Annotated in this window: 18 protein-coding genes and 1 pseudogene; 9 read left to right on the top strand and 10 right to left on the bottom strand. The window is 32.0% G+C overall.

The window, feature by feature from the left end:
* Positions 1-58: 58 nt before the first annotated feature.
* Positions 59-580 (top strand): hypothetical protein, encoded by a 522-nt coding sequence (locus BM319_RS08805; protein WP_353615540.1) that lies wholly within the window; start codon positions 59-61, stop codon positions 578-580.
* Between the two features lie 176 nt (positions 581-756).
* On the opposite strand, the gene BM319_RS08800 is transcribed toward BM319_RS08805, so the two are convergent.
* The 3 genes from BM319_RS08800 to BM319_RS08790 all read right to left on the bottom strand — a co-directional run bounded on the left by BM319_RS08800 (position 757) and on the right by BM319_RS08790 (position 1772).
* A complete protein-coding gene (locus tag BM319_RS08800) occupies positions 757-1026 on the bottom strand; it encodes a UPF0158 family protein (protein ID WP_069034427.1) in 270 nt (89 codons plus the stop codon).
* A gap of 343 nt (positions 1027-1369) precedes the next feature.
* Positions 1370-1498 (bottom strand): RDD family protein, encoded by a 129-nt coding sequence (locus BM319_RS25235; RefSeq protein ID WP_084006960.1) that lies wholly within the window; start codon positions 1496-1498, stop codon positions 1370-1372.
* Positions 1499-1517: 19 nt separating this feature from the next.
* A complete protein-coding gene (locus tag BM319_RS08790) occupies positions 1518-1772 on the bottom strand; it encodes an RDD family protein (RefSeq protein ID WP_175403509.1) in 255 nt (84 codons plus the stop codon).
* 310 nt (positions 1773-2082) lie between these two features.
* On the opposite strand from BM319_RS08790, the gene BM319_RS08785 reads away from it, so the two are divergent.
* Positions 2083-3279 (top strand): FAD-dependent monooxygenase, encoded by a 1197-nt coding sequence (locus BM319_RS08785; RefSeq protein WP_069034428.1) that lies wholly within the window; start codon positions 2083-2085, stop codon positions 3277-3279.
* A gap of 148 nt (positions 3280-3427) precedes the next feature.
* Here BM319_RS08785 and BM319_RS08780 read toward each other — a convergent pair whose 3' ends face one another.
* Both BM319_RS08780 and BM319_RS08775 read right to left on the bottom strand, forming a co-directional pair.
* The gene (locus BM319_RS08780) at positions 3428-4048 is read right to left on the bottom strand and encodes a hypothetical protein (RefSeq protein WP_069034429.1); all 621 of its coding nucleotides are present in this window, start codon (positions 4046-4048) and stop codon (positions 3428-3430) included.
* Positions 4049-4209: 161 nt separating this feature from the next.
* A complete protein-coding gene (locus BM319_RS08775; RefSeq protein WP_069034430.1) occupies positions 4210-4608 on the bottom strand; it encodes a hypothetical protein in 399 nt (132 codons plus the stop codon).
* Positions 4609-4812: 204 nt separating this feature from the next.
* Here BM319_RS08775 and BM319_RS08770 point away from each other — a divergent pair, with 204 nt between their 5' ends.
* The 3 genes and pseudogenes from BM319_RS08770 to BM319_RS24350 all read left to right on the top strand — a co-directional run bounded on the left by BM319_RS08770 (position 4813) and on the right by BM319_RS24350 (position 6295).
* The gene (locus BM319_RS08770) at positions 4813-5205 is read left to right on the top strand and encodes a hypothetical protein (RefSeq protein WP_084006949.1); all 393 of its coding nucleotides are present in this window, start codon (positions 4813-4815) and stop codon (positions 5203-5205) included.
* Positions 5206-5245: 40 nt separating this feature from the next.
* Positions 5246-5851, top strand: a pseudogene (locus tag BM319_RS08765) (glycoside hydrolase family protein); the annotation flags it as partial.
* Between the two features lie 318 nt (positions 5852-6169).
* Positions 6170-6295: a GapA-binding peptide SR1P gene (locus BM319_RS24350; protein ID WP_098428711.1), complete on the top strand. Its 126-nt coding sequence runs from the start codon at positions 6170-6172 to the stop codon at positions 6293-6295.
* A 163-nt stretch (positions 6296-6458) separates the two neighbouring features.
* Here the strand turns inward: BM319_RS24350 and BM319_RS08760 are convergent, their stop codons facing one another.
* The gene (locus BM319_RS08760) at positions 6459-6911 is read right to left on the bottom strand and encodes an NUDIX hydrolase (protein WP_069034431.1); all 453 of its coding nucleotides are present in this window, start codon (positions 6909-6911) and stop codon (positions 6459-6461) included.
* Positions 6912-7210: 299 nt separating this feature from the next.
* Here BM319_RS08760 and BM319_RS08755 point away from each other — a divergent pair, with 299 nt between their 5' ends.
* Positions 7211-7618 carry a VOC family protein gene (locus tag BM319_RS08755; protein ID WP_069034432.1) on the top strand — a complete coding sequence of 136 codons (408 nt, stop codon included), beginning with the start codon at positions 7211-7213 and terminating at the stop codon, positions 7616-7618.
* A gap of 198 nt (positions 7619-7816) precedes the next feature.
* Here BM319_RS08755 and BM319_RS08750 read toward each other — a convergent pair whose 3' ends face one another.
* Positions 7817-9217 carry a PQQ-dependent sugar dehydrogenase gene (locus BM319_RS08750; RefSeq protein WP_069034433.1) on the bottom strand — a complete coding sequence of 467 codons (1401 nt, stop codon included), beginning with the start codon at positions 9215-9217 and terminating at the stop codon, positions 7817-7819.
* Between the two features lie 222 nt (positions 9218-9439).
* Here BM319_RS08750 and BM319_RS08745 point away from each other — a divergent pair, with 222 nt between their 5' ends.
* On the top strand, positions 9440-9763 hold the full coding sequence (locus tag BM319_RS08745; RefSeq protein WP_439097791.1) for a YnfA family protein: 324 nt from the start codon (positions 9440-9442) through the stop codon (positions 9761-9763).
* Between the two features lie 139 nt (positions 9764-9902).
* A complete protein-coding gene (locus tag BM319_RS08740; protein WP_069034435.1) occupies positions 9903-10277 on the top strand; it encodes an FAS1-like dehydratase domain-containing protein in 375 nt (124 codons plus the stop codon).
* A gap of 166 nt (positions 10278-10443) precedes the next feature.
* On the opposite strand, the gene BM319_RS08735 is transcribed toward BM319_RS08740, so the two are convergent.
* Positions 10444-10716, bottom strand: a complete 273-nt coding sequence (locus BM319_RS08735; protein ID WP_069034436.1) for a hypothetical protein — start codon at positions 10714-10716, stop codon at positions 10444-10446.
* Between the two features lie 145 nt (positions 10717-10861).
* The gene (gene exaC / locus BM319_RS08730) at positions 10862-12379 is read right to left on the bottom strand and encodes an acetaldehyde dehydrogenase ExaC (RefSeq protein ID WP_069034437.1); all 1518 of its coding nucleotides are present in this window, start codon (positions 12377-12379) and stop codon (positions 10862-10864) included.
* Positions 12380-12544: 165 nt separating this feature from the next.
* On the opposite strand from exaC, the gene BM319_RS08725 reads away from it, so the two are divergent.
* A complete protein-coding gene (locus BM319_RS08725; RefSeq protein WP_069034438.1) occupies positions 12545-13363 on the top strand; it encodes a YitT family protein in 819 nt (272 codons plus the stop codon).
* 113 nt (positions 13364-13476) lie between these two features.
* On the opposite strand, the gene abc-f is transcribed toward BM319_RS08725, so the two are convergent.
* Positions 13477-15309, bottom strand: a complete 1833-nt coding sequence (gene abc-f, locus BM319_RS08720) for a ribosomal protection-like ABC-F family protein (RefSeq protein WP_069034439.1) — start codon at positions 15307-15309, stop codon at positions 13477-13479.
* Positions 15310-15629: the final 320 nt, after the last annotated feature.

Raw genomic sequence — 15629 nt, 5'->3', positions numbered from 1 at the left:
GTAAATTAAATGAGGTGAAAATGTGTTTTTTTTCAAACCAATTACTGAAGAGGTCCGGTTGTTTCAACTAAAATTTACTAAACAAAATAAAACCAAGAAATTTATTTTAGCTTCTATTTTTTCGTGTATTGCTGCATTGTTTCAAGCTGCTGGTGGCCTATTACCAGGTATAGGATTATTTTTAAGTCCACTCGCCACTGCACCAATTTTATTATGTTCCATGTTTTCCATTAAAAATGGAATAAAGTCCTATTTTTTAACAATCCTGTTGTTATTGATCCTACAGCCAACTGAACTAATTGTCTTTCCTTTTACAACAGGATTATTAGGACTTGGCTTAGGCTTGGCTTTTCACTTTTTTAAAAATAGATTATCGATTATTGCGACGGGAGCAGCTCTTTTAATGTTAGGTATTATGAGTCTATTATATCTTTTCCACTTTCCAGTCTTAGGGCCGGGATTTTCTGATTCTTTTTCAATCAATACTGTTCTAATTATTTTATTATTTTCGTTCCTTTATTGCTGGTTCTGGGTTGAAATTACTTTAATTATTTTTAGAAGATTGGCACTGCTAAATTAACTAATTACATAGAAAACGTTAAAAATCCCTTCATCGAAATCTGAAGGGATTCATTTTATTTGCTTAAACTTAATTGTTATAGGGAGGCATATAATCTTTGATAAGTCTAGTTAGGAGCTTAGTTAGACTAATAGTTTCTAACATTTTCGGTTTACTGTTTCTTATTTCTAGAAATTCTAATCTATGTACTCGATATCATTATTTTGACACCATGCGATCGCTAAGTCTTTATAGCGTCTGTCACGATAACTATACCAATCCATATCAATATTTAACTCTATAACTGCATCTTTAAATCTTCTAAATGCGCCTTTTCCCTCGATTATGATTAGTAATATATTTTGTATTTTCTCATCTTTAACTGTTAAACAAAAGTCTTTAATCATTTTATATTCATCAATTTCATATTTTGAAGGTAATTCTTTATAGTCCTCAAAATTTTCCACAATTTCATTTGCGATTTCTAAATTTTCTATCTGCCAATCTTGTAAATCATCGAAAGGTTTTTCATCTTCGGCATCAATTAGATCATCTTCAGCAACCGAAAAAACTTCACCAGTTTTTATGCATTTCTAATTCTTCAATAATATCTTTTATCTTTGCTTTATTTGTCATAAAGTATCACCTTCTTATTTTTTATATTAGGCAAATCAATTGTGTTACTTCGATAATTATACTTGATAGTTCTATAAATGAATGCACTTTCCTTCTAAAAAAAACTGACTAAAAGAAAATTGGACCTTTAAAAAGCTCCAAATTAAATGCCCTAAGTAGATCAATTAAATAAGATTATTTATACACGACATAAGTATTGGCTAATTTATCATGTAATGCTGTTTTCCTATTTGAAAAAGCAATCATTATATAACCAATAAATAAAATGAAACTGGAAACAACTTGGGCTAACCAACGGCTAATTGCCTCAAATACAGATAACTTACTTCCATCTTTCTTTGTTGATTACTTTAATACCAACAGTGGCCTTTCCGATTGTCCCCTGCAATTTTGTAGCTGGCAAAAGCATTAAGTAAATAATACCAATGAGATCAATAAGTAGGTTGTATGTATTATTTGTGTTAGTAAAGAAACTAAGAAGCAATGGACTTAGAATAAAACCTAATAAAATAATGATACAAAAATCAATTGTATATGCGCATAATCTTATCCAAAATCCTGCATATTTAAATTCCAATATTGACTCCCCTAAAAATTAAATAGATTACTATGAAATCGGTTTTTAATATTAAAATGATTATACCTATCTAGTGTTATTCTGTAACTTGGGGTAATTTGCCTTTTTTTTAATGAAATTTAAATAGTCCATATGAAACTTAACTGACCGTTTGTTCAATAATAAGCCTTCAAATTTAGATAGATAAACATTCATCCATTCCCCCCTAGATTATTGTTGAAATTTCACGAAAGTACATAAGTAAAAAAACAGTGAATATATTGTTGTTATGTTGTCTAATTTTTTTTAGCTGAGGAGTGATTAACTAATTATGAAGCAACCGATGCGTGTTCTTATTTCCGGAGCGAGCATTGCAGGGCCAGCACTTGCTTACTGGCTTCATCGCTATGGTTTCGAGGTGACTGTAGTAGAACGGGCTCCTTCTTTACGCCCAGGGGGATACGCTGTTGATATCCGTGGTGCTGCAATTTCTGTGCTTGAACGAATGGGAATTCTTGATGATGTTCGTTCATTAGATACACATATGACTGGAGTTTACTTCGTGAATGATAAAGGAAAAATTAAAGGTAAAATTAGTGAAGCAAGTATGGGGAATCAGCAAGGGATGGATATTGAAATTATGCGTGAGAATCTTAGTAACATTTTGTTCGATTTGACCAAGGATAAAGTTACATATATTTGGGGCGATTCAATTACCTCTATTCATGAATCAATGTCAGGGGTTGAAGTTCAATATACTAATGGGAAACCAGATACATTCGATCTAATAATCGGCGCTGATGGAATCCATTCCAATGTGCGTACGTTGAAATTTGGTGACGAGGATCAGTTTAAACGTACTCTCGGCTGTTATATCTCAATTTTTGAATTCGAGAATTATCTGAACCTCGACCACTCTCAAATGCTTTATACCGTTCCGGGTAAAACTGTTGGAATGTATAGCGCAAATGATAAAAAGGAAGCAAAGGGCATGTTAGTGTTCCAATCCGAGCCACTTAAGTACGACCGTTATAATACAGAAGAACAAAAAAATCTTATTAAAAATGCTTTCGAAGAACTTAATGGTTGGGAAACACCGAACTTGCTCCAAAAATTGATTAATGCTTCAGATTTTTATTTTGATGAAATTTGTCAAATTCACATGCCGACCTGGTCAGATGGCCGAATTGCTTTAGTAGGTGATGCGGCTTATTGTCCTTCACCCCTCTCAGGTCAAGGTACTAGCCTGGCCCTTGTCGGAGCATATGTCCTCGCAGGAGAGCTGAAAGCTGCTAATGGTGATTACAAAAGGTCATTCATCACCTATGAAAATGTGATGAAAAATTTTGTTGAAAAAAACCAAAAAATAGGGCTTTTAACTGCTGGAGGAATGATTGAAAAATCAAACTTCAAAATTTTATTACGCAATGCAATGTTACGCTTTCCCATCTTAATGAATGGCATGTTTAAAATGATTACGAGAATGATCGCTAAAGCTGCCAATGAAATTGAATTGAAAGATTATTAAACTATTTTATTGCTCTATTTCATAAGGCCTAGTTCAATAAAAACCAACAACGCTTAGAGTAAATTCTAAGCGTTGTTTCTTTTTATTCATATCAAAATTTTTCTGAAGTAGCCCTTATTTAATTAATTAACTTATTTCAACACATTATCTAATTTAAGAACCATTTCTCATTTTTCGTTTTTAAAATCCATTTCCCATTAACACTAATAAATTTATAACTTCTTGGAATTTTTTGTAAATCTGATGGATTTTTCGAGACAACTTCAATGTCATAATATCTTTTTCGAGTAAGTGTAAAGTCCCCATTATCGGCGTCATTATATCTGCTAATCATCTTAAGTTTGTTTATTTTTCCTTTAACACCTGTTTCTTTTTCAAATAATTCGTTAGACTTTTTTGACAACTGACTAGTCGTTTCTTTTGTAAAGTAGCTACGGGTTTCAAATGATTTATATGTTTTTTGAATGACTATAAACACTAAGATTAGTGCGATTATTGTTGTAATTAAGGCAGTTACTGTTATGACATAAGTCACTTTAAAATATTTCTGAAGTAAATAAAAATATCCATAATAAGGTAAAAACACAACTCCAATAGGTAGTCCTATGTAGAAAATCGATAAGTATAAAGTTTGATAGAACAAATCAACAACCTTTAAAGGATCAGTAAGAAATATCAAGAGAACACTTATTAAAAAAGGGACGCTATACAGAACAAAAAACCTCTTTGTTACATAATTTGGAATCGAAATTCTAGATGATAATTGCATTAATATTCCTCCGAAAAAAAGCATATAAATCTATCTTTAAATAAAAATGTTTATGCTAATTTAGATAAACATTTAAGCATATTCTGATACAACTTAACAGCCATTTACTGCAACATTCTATGAAACTTGTTGAACAATGAGATTTTAATATAAAAAACAAATTAATATAAAGAAATATCTTCCTTAACTTTAAATTTAAGTTTTCCATCTTCATCAACAGATTTTATCGTAATTAATATATTTCCAGAATAACCACCTTCAAAATATCCGATAACTGATTCTGTATGTAATTTTCCTTTATTGTCTTTATAATGTAGCTCCATTGTACTCTCTCCAACATCCTTTGAGGGATTTATGTTTAGTTTATAGTCCTTATGCGAAGCAATTGTAGGTATCTTTAGATCGGTTTTAACATGATCATAGGTCAAATATATTCCCGTTACATCTTTATTTGTTTGATTTTTAATTTTAATATCAAATCCACTTTGAAAATGAACATAACCTATTATCCCTACAATCCCTGTTATTAAAATGGCTATTACTACTAAGATTTTTTTCATTCCTACCCCCCTATTCATTAAAATTAGAACTCTTTAACATTCCCATTTCAATAGATTATAACATTCTTTATTGCAAACTTTCTTTTTGTATAGTGAACCTTTTGAAATCTATTACTTTATTCATTCTTTTTCAGTAAATCATAGAATAATAGTAAAGTTCTAAAAATAAATTTTACAGAGATTAATTAGATGAGGGGGGAAATTTTGAAAATAGTAAAAATAGTATCCTTTATAGTAGTAGGTATTTTAGGTTCCATTATTTTACTGATTGCCTCTTCTTTTACTTTTTTAAATCTTGTTAAAATCACCATTAATAAACCTACTTCATCACTGTCAGCTGGAATAAGGGGTGTGAATTGGGCAGATGAGCGCGACAATTTTGTCGATGGCGTCATTTATGTAAGTGGACTGGCCAAAAATGATACATACGATTCTGCAAAAGTAGTAGGCCGACAAGTGATCGGGCAGATGTTCGATGAAACTGGTGCTAACACAGTTAGACTACCCATTAATGAAGCGACAGTCGCAAATTATTGGCGTACTTATACAGGGGCCATTGATGCTGCGTTAGAAAGAGGCAAAGTCATTTTTTGCTAGGCCACCGAAAAATGGAAAACCTGAAGATCTCAATAAATATTTTAGCATGTGGAGTACTGTTATTAAAAAATACGGAAACAACCCCAACTGTTATTTTGAACCTATTAATGAGCCATATGGTTATAATACGAAAGATTTACGCAATCTCTATCATGATTGGTTAACAAGCTTCAATATTCCAAAGAAAAATGTCATTCTTGATGGAATTGGTTTGGCCGCTCTTTATATTAATCCTCTAGGAGATGACAAACGACTTGACGGAACAATGCTTGCCGTTCACTGCTATGCGTTTTATGCAGGATATGTACATATTAATGCCCTCACAGAAACAGGATGGTCAAATATTTTAACATTTGAAATTGGAAAATACTCCGATCGTGCCATCATTACCGAGTGGGGAGCACCAATGAAAAGCGGCTTGGATTATTTGGTAAAAAAGAGTAAAAATGATATTAACTATGTTCGTGCAATGAGCAAAAAAATTAATACGATTGGTGCTGGAAGTGTTTATTGGCCAGGCTTGCGGGACGGTGATTCTTATAGTTTGATGGAGAAAAAAGTCACCAACAAACAAATCATTCTTAAGGTAACAAATCAATCTGGACTTGAAAAACTGCAAGAATCCTGGGGTATGCCTATTCACTAATATTAGTCGAATAAAGATGACCTCTTGACGCTAGTCGGGAGGTAATTTTTAATTAAAATATCTTTTAATTAAGATAATCAATAATATAAAAAAAGTTATTAGTTATTCATGGACAAAATTGATACCAAAACATACTCACACTGTTCTATTTTTCGTTTTTTTAAATCGAAAAAAAATTTTTTTTAAGTCCATTTCTACTTGAAAACCTTGCTATATCAACGTTATTTCAACCGGGACAATTCACGTCCACAGGGTGGGTAAAGTCCCTGGAGAAATCGTGATTCGAACGTGTTATAGTGGGTTTAGGAGGTGTTTCTAATGCAAATTTTAATCTGTAAAGAATGCGAAGAAACTATTGAGTACGCGGAGTATAAAAAAGTTGTGAAAATCTATTCAACTTGCGAAAACTGCAAAAACGAAGCAGCAACTTCAACTGCAAAATAACATAGAATAAAAAAGCTAATATTGTAATTTAGACCTTAATAAAAAAATACTTAATTTTTAAAGGTTTAACAAAATATCAATTAATATAATATTGAAAATGAAAAAAGGATCTTAAAAAAAGATCCTTTTAATCATTATTTAGTCTTAATTCCACATTCTAAGTTCAATAGTTAGAATCCTTATACAAGTTTAAAATAGGAATTTCACATGGATTAATTTCTGATGGAAGGTCATGAAAATTAAAAAAGCCTAACTCGAGCACTTCGCTTTCTTCTGGCTCTAATTGCCCAGTATATTCAGTACAAATATACGTCGCAATTACATTATATACCTCATCCCCATGGGGATATTTATAATAAAATTCTTCTCCAGAAAAGATGTTAAAAAACTCAAGATTTAATGCTGTAAGACCAGTTTCTTCTTTCAATTCTCTTTTAGCCACTTCTTCTAAATTTTCTCCTAACTCTAATGATCCACCAGGTAATCCCCAAGTCTTATTATCTTTTCTTAATTGTAATAATACTCTCTTTTGTGAATCTAGTAGGATAACATTTGCACCTGCCATTAAGATAGGTCGACTACCTACAACTTTTCTTAAATCCATAATATATCCCATTGATTTTCTCCTCAATATACAATGATTCTGTTTAATACAACTGTATCAAAAAATTCCATTTTATACCATTTAATTGTTACTTACTCCAAAAAACTAGCTGTAATTCTTAGAATATACTTATTTTCTTTATAGCCTATAACTAACAAAGCAGAAGTAAAAAAGGAATATTTTTCCAATTAAATTACATATATATACTCTAGTTGTATCAAGTTTAAACAACAAAAGCAGTAACACTATATAAGGAAAAGATACAAGTGTTACTTCTTTTAATCAAAGATTTATTAAAAGGAGAAAAGTGAATGAGGTTGAATCATTTAAATTTATGTGTCGATGATTTATCAGAAGCTAGACAATTCTTTGAAACATTTTTTGACTTTAAATTTCTAGAACAAAAAGGAAAAGCTCTCGTAGTGTTAAGTGATGAGCAAGGATTTATTCTCGTGTTAAGTGATCCAAAGGCATTTAAGAGGCAAATGGAAATTAAATACCCTGAAGCTTTTCATGTAGGTTTTTTAGTGGAAACGTCAAGTGAGGTCGATCAACAGTATGAGCGCTTAATAGCTGGGGGCATCCAAATAGACAAGGAACCTTATACCATGAGAGGGAATAGCTATGGCTTTTATTTCACAACGTTTAATAATTTATTGATTGAAGTTTCTTGCCTTGACGATCGAAATGGTAAAAAATTTCAAAACTTTAATGATTAACCTAGATACAAGCTACTTCTCATGATCTAATAGGGATCTTGTATTTATGCATTTTTATCGCAATAAATACAAGAACACTTAACAAGTGGCGAATAGTCTCTTATGTTATACAATGCTCATCAATTATAAACAACCACTGGAGTCAATAATTACCTCCGTGGTTGTTTATTTACTAGTATTAGACAACTTTACTAAAAGTCACGGTACAATTTCAAAAATCGTACCCATGTTTAAATCAGTCACTTTCATAGAACCATAAACCGCTAAATAGATTTTAGTTTGATTTAAATTCGTCCCCAAACCTACATAATAGGCCGGTTGAGATCCAAAGTCATAATCAGTTTGTATAACACTGAAATCACTTTGTTTACCATCTGGTCTTAATTTCGTATAAGCTAAAACTCCTTTAACCTGTGCTTGAGATCCTTTTTGTACCAAATCGGTAAATACAATACCACCAGTTAAACTAGGAATTTCATTTCCCATGTATGACTGGACTCCTGTAAGTGCCGTTCCTTCAAATTTATCTGGTCTTGGATCTTTATGAAAATAACTAGTTAAAGGTTGAAGACGGCTCGCTGAAAGTGTAACTGATTGATCGTAATATGCTATTGTTTTCTCATCCACATTTGAATTATCTGTACATCCATTTATTGTCGAAGTAGGAAAAGCACCTTCCCAACCTCTCCAGCCGAAGTTAATAAATCCCTCCATCTCAGATTCAGAATTCATTTGGATTAATTGAGTGACCGGAATTGGTTTATAATGAACAAATGAAAAAAGCGACTCGACCAAATCCTGACCGACATTTCCAATATATTTAATATATTGATTATAAAATCTTTGATATGAAATACCTGATATATTACGAACCCCTTTAGCTATTACTGTGAGAGTTTCTTGAATACTTGTTGGAAGTTCATTAAAACGAGTTACAATAGGAGGATTATTGCTGTTAATGTTTTTATTTATATCAATTTCAATTATTTTACCTGCAATTTCCAAATTATCTTGGCTTAAGTTAAATGGATCATAGCCTGACCCACCATCTCCTGTTGTTAAAACAAGTTTACTTGTTTCGGGTGAAAAATTTAAAGTGTTAAGTCCATTATGATTCAAGAACGGTCTTTTAATGTTCAATAATGTCCGTCGTTTTTGAGGCTGACCATTTGATTGGAGTACCCATTCTTCAACTGTATCAATATGGTTATATTGAGTTTCCCTATTCAGCCATTTCAAATTTAATGTTTTGGGATCACATGGATTAGGTTTAAAATGGTTAGAAAGAGCACTTGGCCCCTGAGAACCAGCTACTGAATAATGAATATAAAACAACCCATTATGATAAAAATTAGGATGAAATGCTAACCCAAGTAAGCCGCGTTCGTCATAGCCTCCAGACTCACCTAATTTTAATACCCGAGGTCGAATATCTAAAAAAGTCCTGATTTCTCCATTTCCTATGTAAAAAATCTCTCCTACTTGTGTTGCAATAAATAATCTTTCAACTGAATCACCTGGAAGAATAGTTGTTTTCAAAACGGTTGGTAAATTGACCTTACTAACAACGGGACGTAAATTCACTTTAACTTTTAGCACTAAACACTACACCTCCTCTTCATATTATTTTCTTCTATAAAATTATGATTAGAATAGTTCTATTAGTACCGAAATTCATGATCTAAGAGAACGATGGTAAATTTATAAAGATTCAAATAGAATGATCGTTTCTTTTAGTCTTTATTGTTAAAATAAAGGGCATAAACTTGTACATATGTTTTCACCAATTTGTCTTTTAATAGAAAGGAAGAAGTAATATTGATCACTGCAATAGTTATATTTTTATTAGCCGGTTTAGCTGAAATTGGCGGAGGATACCTTATATGGTTATGGCTAAGAGAAGGCCAATCAGCTTATTTAGGATTAATCGGAGGGATTATTTTGGCAGTTTATGGTGTCATTGCAACGTTCCAAATTTTCCCATCCTTTGGTAGAGTTTATGCAGCATATGGAGGCGTATTTATCGTTCTCTCAATCTTATGGGGCTGGGGTGTTGATAAAAAATCACCTGATTTATATGATTGGATCGGTGCGGCAATCTGTTTAATTGGTGTATCTGTCATTTTATGGGCACCTCGTAATTAATCCCCCTTGCTTAATGTTATATCAAGGAGCAAATCGACTATTTAGTCGATTTTTTTAACGATTTTGAAGGATAGTACAGTAAGAAAACGAACTATTTAAGTAAGAAAATTAATATTTTTATTAATAAGGAGGTAAAAAATTGTCATTACAAGTAGGCGATATCATTACATTTGAACGAACTTTTACGGTAGAAGACGTTGAATTATTTACGAAGGTTTCTGGTGATGCAGGCGCACATCATATTACGCCTGATGAACAAGGAAGACTTGTTATTCAAGGTTTGTTGACTGCAACTTTACCAACCAAAATAGGTGGAGATCACAACGTACTAGCACGAACGGTAAATTTCGAATTTTTAAGACCAGTTTACTCAGGAGATACAATAACCTGTGAAGTTACAATCGAGAAATTTGAAAAACAAGAAAATAGAATATCGATCATGTCATCCTTCTTATGTACAAATCAGAAGAATAAACAAGTATTACGTGGAAACTTTGCAGGAGTAATATTATAACCTTATATTTTAAAAAATGCCCGGGGTTCCTATAGGAAATTATTAACTAAAGAAAAGTTGCTTGGCTAACACAACTAGAAAGCTCAATCGCACTCCTTTAAAACGAACATCCTGCAGTGGAAATTTATAATTTTTACATAAAATTAGATTGTTATTGTACAATCTATTAAGTTTGATATAAAGACTGCAATGCCAAATGTTCTAAATCTTTTTTTACATATATATCATATTGAGTATTCTCATTAAATCTCCTACCATTAAAATTCATCGGTAATTTCGTCTTATACTCAATTCCATTCTTCTTCAATTTACCAATAATGATAAAATAGTTTTGATAACCATACGTAGTATAGATTAACTTCCACTTCCGGTTTAAATATAATTGAATGAAACTATACAGTACTATAATGATAAATACATAGATTGCTAGCTCTAACATATTTAGTCCCTCCAATTTATACTTTTTATTTAACATATTAAATAGCTACTAGTTTTTATGTATGGATTTTAGAAAATTATTATTTTGTATTCTTTCTATCTAAATAAAAACACTCCAGTAAATGAATACTGGAGTGTAAAAGTTATTAAAAGAATCCTAGTTTACTCGGTGAATAACTAACTAGCAAATTCTTTGTATTTTGATAGTGGTCCAACATCATTTTATGCGTTTCACGACCTACTCCTGAATTTTTATACCCACCAAAGGCTGCATGTGCCGGATATGCGTGATAGCAGTTTACCCAAACTCGACCTGCTTCGATATTGCGTCCGAATCGATAAGCAGTATCCATATCACGAGTCCATACTCCCGCTCCTAATCCATATAAAGTGTCATTAGCGATTTCCAATGCCTCTTCTTTTGATTTAAATGTAGTAACCGAAACAACAGGACCAAAAATTTCTTCTTGGAACACTCTCATTTTATTGTTCCCTTTAAAAATGGTCGGGTTTACATAAAAACCATCTTTCAATTCTCCATCAAGAACGTTGCGACTACCACCAACTAAAACTTCTGCACCTTCATTCTTTCCAATTTCAAAATAAGATAAAATCTTATTCAATTGCTCGTGCGAAGCTTGAGAACCGATCATTGTTTGAGGATCCAATGGATTTCCTTGCTTAATCGCTTTTACTCGGTTTACTGCTCTATCCATAAATTCCTCATAAATTGATTCATGAATAAGCGCTCTAGAAGGACATGTACATACTTCCCCCTGATTTAAAGCAAACATCGTAAAGCCTTCAAGTGCTTTATCGAAAAACTCTTCATTATCTACTACATCTTCAAAGAAAATATTAGGAGATTTACCACCTAATTCTAATGTAACAGGAATTAAATTCTTTGAAGCATATTCCATAATTAGTCGACCAGTTGAAGTTTCACCAGTAAATGCAATTTTTGCAATTCGATCACTTGAAGCTAATGGTTTACCTGCTTCAAGTCCAAATCCGTTTACAACGTTAACAACTCCAGGTGGCAATAGATCTTGAATTAGTTCCATTAAAACTAACACAGATGTTGGCGTTTGCTCAGCCGGTTTTAAAACAACACAATTCCCTGCAGCAAGGGCTGGAGCAAGCTTCCATACAGCCATTAAAATCGGGAAGTTCCATGGAATAATCTGACCGACAACCCCTAATGGCTCTTTATAATGATATGCAACTGTATCACCATCAAGTTCACCGAGCGATCCTTCTTGCGACCTGATACATCCGGCAAAATAACGGAAATGGTCTATTGCTAAAGGAATATCTGCAGCTAAAGTTTCACGAACAGGTTTACCGTTTTCCCAAGTTTCAGCGACAGCAAGATATTCTTTATTTGATTCCATACGATCAGCAATCTTATGTAAAATATTTGCCCTCTCAGTTACTGACATTCTCCCCCATTTACCTTTTGCACCATGTGCTGCATCAAGTGCTTTTTCGATATCTTCTGAAGTCGATCTAGCCACCTCACAAAAGACTTGTCCAGTTACAGGCGAAACATTTCCAAAATACTGTTCTCTTACTGGTCTTACCCATTCCCCACCAATAAAATTGTCATAACGATTTTTAAACGTAATTAATGAACCAGATTTTCCAGGTGTAGCAAATACCATAATGATTCCCCCTTAATAGCTTGTCTCTTTCTAAACCTATGAAAGTGTGTTTATAACTATGACTAATAATAGATAATTTGTTTAATAGAAATTTTTTGATTCAAGACACATTATTAGGTAGAATGATAGAAGTGAAAAAAATCTGTTAGAAAATGAGGGGTAACTGTGCGTAAAAACTTCGTAGATATTTTATATCTCCTTGTTGGATCAGCTATATTTGCAGTCGGTGTTAACTTCTTTGCAATACCGAATAAATTAGCTGAAGGTGGCTTTACCGGCATTACGATGATTACTTATTATCTATTTAACTGGTCACCTGATGTCGTATATTTTGTTTTAAATGCTTCCTTGTTAATAATTGGATATAAATATTTAAAGAAACAACTAATAATTTATACAGTTATTTCAATCGTAGCGATTTCATTTTTCTTACGTATTACGGACGGTTACGGCGTACCTACAAGCGAAACTTTACTAGGTACTATTTTTGCTGGTGTTTTAATCGGTCTGGGGTTAGGAATTGTCTTTCGTGCGGGTGGCACAACAGGTGGTTCTACGGTTCTTGCTCAAATGGTACATCAATCCTTTGGGTGGAGTATTAGTAAATCTTTACTTTTATTTGATCTAATTGTCGTTTTAGGTGGTTATTTTGTAATCGGCTTTGAGAAAACATTATATACTGTCATTTCTATTTATATAGGTATTAAAGTTTTGGATTTTATTATGGAAGGATTAAATCCTAAAAAAGCGATTACGATTATTTCCGATCAAGCAAATGAAATTGCACAAATCGTTTCAAATGAAATGAATCGAGGCGTAACGATTTATACTGCAAAAGGCCATTTCTCTGGCTTAAGAAAAGAGTCCTTATACATTATTCTTAATAATAAAGAACTATTTGAACTAAAAAAAATAATCCACACAATCGATCCAAAAGCATTTGTCGTTATACATGATGTAAATGATGTACTTAAGGCAGGATAAATAGTTAAGTAAACTCGGACTAAAAATAAAAAACAAATCACCATAAGTAATCTTAACTTAAGTGATTTGTTTTTTTATTTTCCCTGCACTTTTTGTACTAAGTTCTTATGTTCTTACCCTTTCTTCTCACTTCTCTCTGACAATAACCTCTCATTTATTCCATCAAGTTCCTTTTGTAGCTTGACGATTTTTGAAATTTGAGCTTTCTTTTCTTCATCCGTATCTTTTTCTTCTGCATTCATTGCAGCTATTTCAAGTTGTAATTTAATTCGTTCATTTAATAAAGTTTGCTGATCGTTTGAGATGTTCTGTCTTCCGTTCCATTCTGAAAAAGATCCTTTGAAATCATAAAGATTTCCATTTTCAATATGAATTACACGATTTGAGACCTTTTTTAGTAAATATGGATCATGTGACACTACAACTACAGCTCCAGGATATGCAGCTAATGCTTCCTCAATTCTTTCTCTCGTGTGAATATCTAAATAATTTGTTGGTTCGTCAAGCACTAGTAGATTAGAATCAGAAAAGTATAACTTTACGAAAGCAACTCTACATTTCTCCCCCATACTTAGTTGAGCAATACTCTTGTAAACATCCTCTCTTCTAAAAAGGAAACATGCTAAAATTGTTCTTGCTTCTGTTTCAGTCATATTTGGAAGTGATAAAATTTCATTTAAAATTGTTGAATCCTCATTTAACGCTTCAAGCTCTTGCATAAAATAACCTATTTTTAATTGAGGATTATGTCTTACAGAGCCATTACAAGGAATCATTAATCCTGTTAATAATTTTAAAAATGTAGATTTTCCAGAACCATTTTTACCGATTACTGCTAATCGATCTTCTCGATTTAAAATAAAATCAACTTGATTAAATATCGTTTTGTTATCATATGAAAAATCGACTTTTTCAAAAGTAATCATTTGTTTTGCTGAAAATGAATCATTTTCAAAGCTCGCTGAAATTAATTTAGCTTCTTTTGGTTTTTCTACTTTTCTTTTCTCTAATCGATCTAAATCCTTTTCTTTTGATTTAAATCTTAATGCATTTTTTGCTGCTTGTTTCTTAGCAAAAGGATCTCGTTCACTGGCTGCATTATGCGAGCTTGTAAACCATTGTTTATATTGATTAATTGTTTCAATAAGCTTTTTCTTTTCTGCTTCTTGTTTTTCATATTGAGCCTGCTGAGTTTTTCGCTCATGTTCTTTTTGAATTTTGTAAGTTGAATAGCCACCACTATATTTAAATGTACCACTATCAGTTAATTCAACTGTAACAGTCGCAACATCATCAATGAATTGACGTTCATGAGAAATAAAAAGTACACTACCTTTAAAGTTTTGTAACCATTCCGTTAACCATTGGATTGACTCAGAGTCCAAATGATTTGTTGGTTCGTCTAAAATTAATAGCTTTGGTTGCTTCATCATTACTTTTGCTAATTTGACTTTTGTTTTTTGCCCACCGCTTAAATGACTGAATGGAATATTCCATAATTCTTGCGGTAATTGAAATTTCTTCAAAACTTGATCTATTTTTGTTTCCCAATCATAGCCATCTAATTCTAAATATCTACTTAAGTTCTCGTTATATTTAGCAAGATTTTCTTCATTTGACAAATCAAGTAGATATTTTTCTAAATTCTTTTTAATGAAGGATCGTTCCTGATCAAACGATTCGATCACTTCCCTTGCCAAAATGCCTTCCTGATTCTCTTCATCTGTTAAAAGCCATCCAATTTCATCTTTTGAATAGTGAATTTGCAGCATTCCTTTTTTCAATGGAATATTACCTAAAATGGCATTAATAAATGTTGATTTTCCAACGCCATTTTCACCAATTAATGCTACCCTTTCACCTTCTTTTATATCTAAGTTTCCATTTTTAAAAATTGTTTTACCGTTTAATTCTATTTCTATATTCGATGCTTTTATAATAAACATATACTTCACTCCATCCGATTTTAAAATATCACCCTGCTTAAAAAATTCAATCCTTTATCGAAAGCATTTTTTAAGAAAGAAAATAAAAAACACACAAGCAGTATCTGCCTGTGTGTAAATTGGATGTGATTTAATAAGCCGTGTATATATATAAATATATACGTTAGAATATTTTTCTAATGAAATGTAATAGTAAATAAACCATTCATTTAAGACAATGGATTAAATTTATTATTAGTATAGGCTCATCAATAGACATAGTTATCCAATTTCTCTGACTTCAGGCAGAGTACTTTTTTGCTATAAAATTCGTTAGCTTA

Source organism: Bacillus sp. UNCCL81, assembly GCF_900112535.1.
Classification (GTDB): domain Bacteria; phylum Bacillota; class Bacilli; order Bacillales; family Bacillaceae_G; genus Gottfriedia; species Gottfriedia luciferensis_B.
This window is presented reverse-complemented; position numbering and strand designations above follow the sequence as displayed.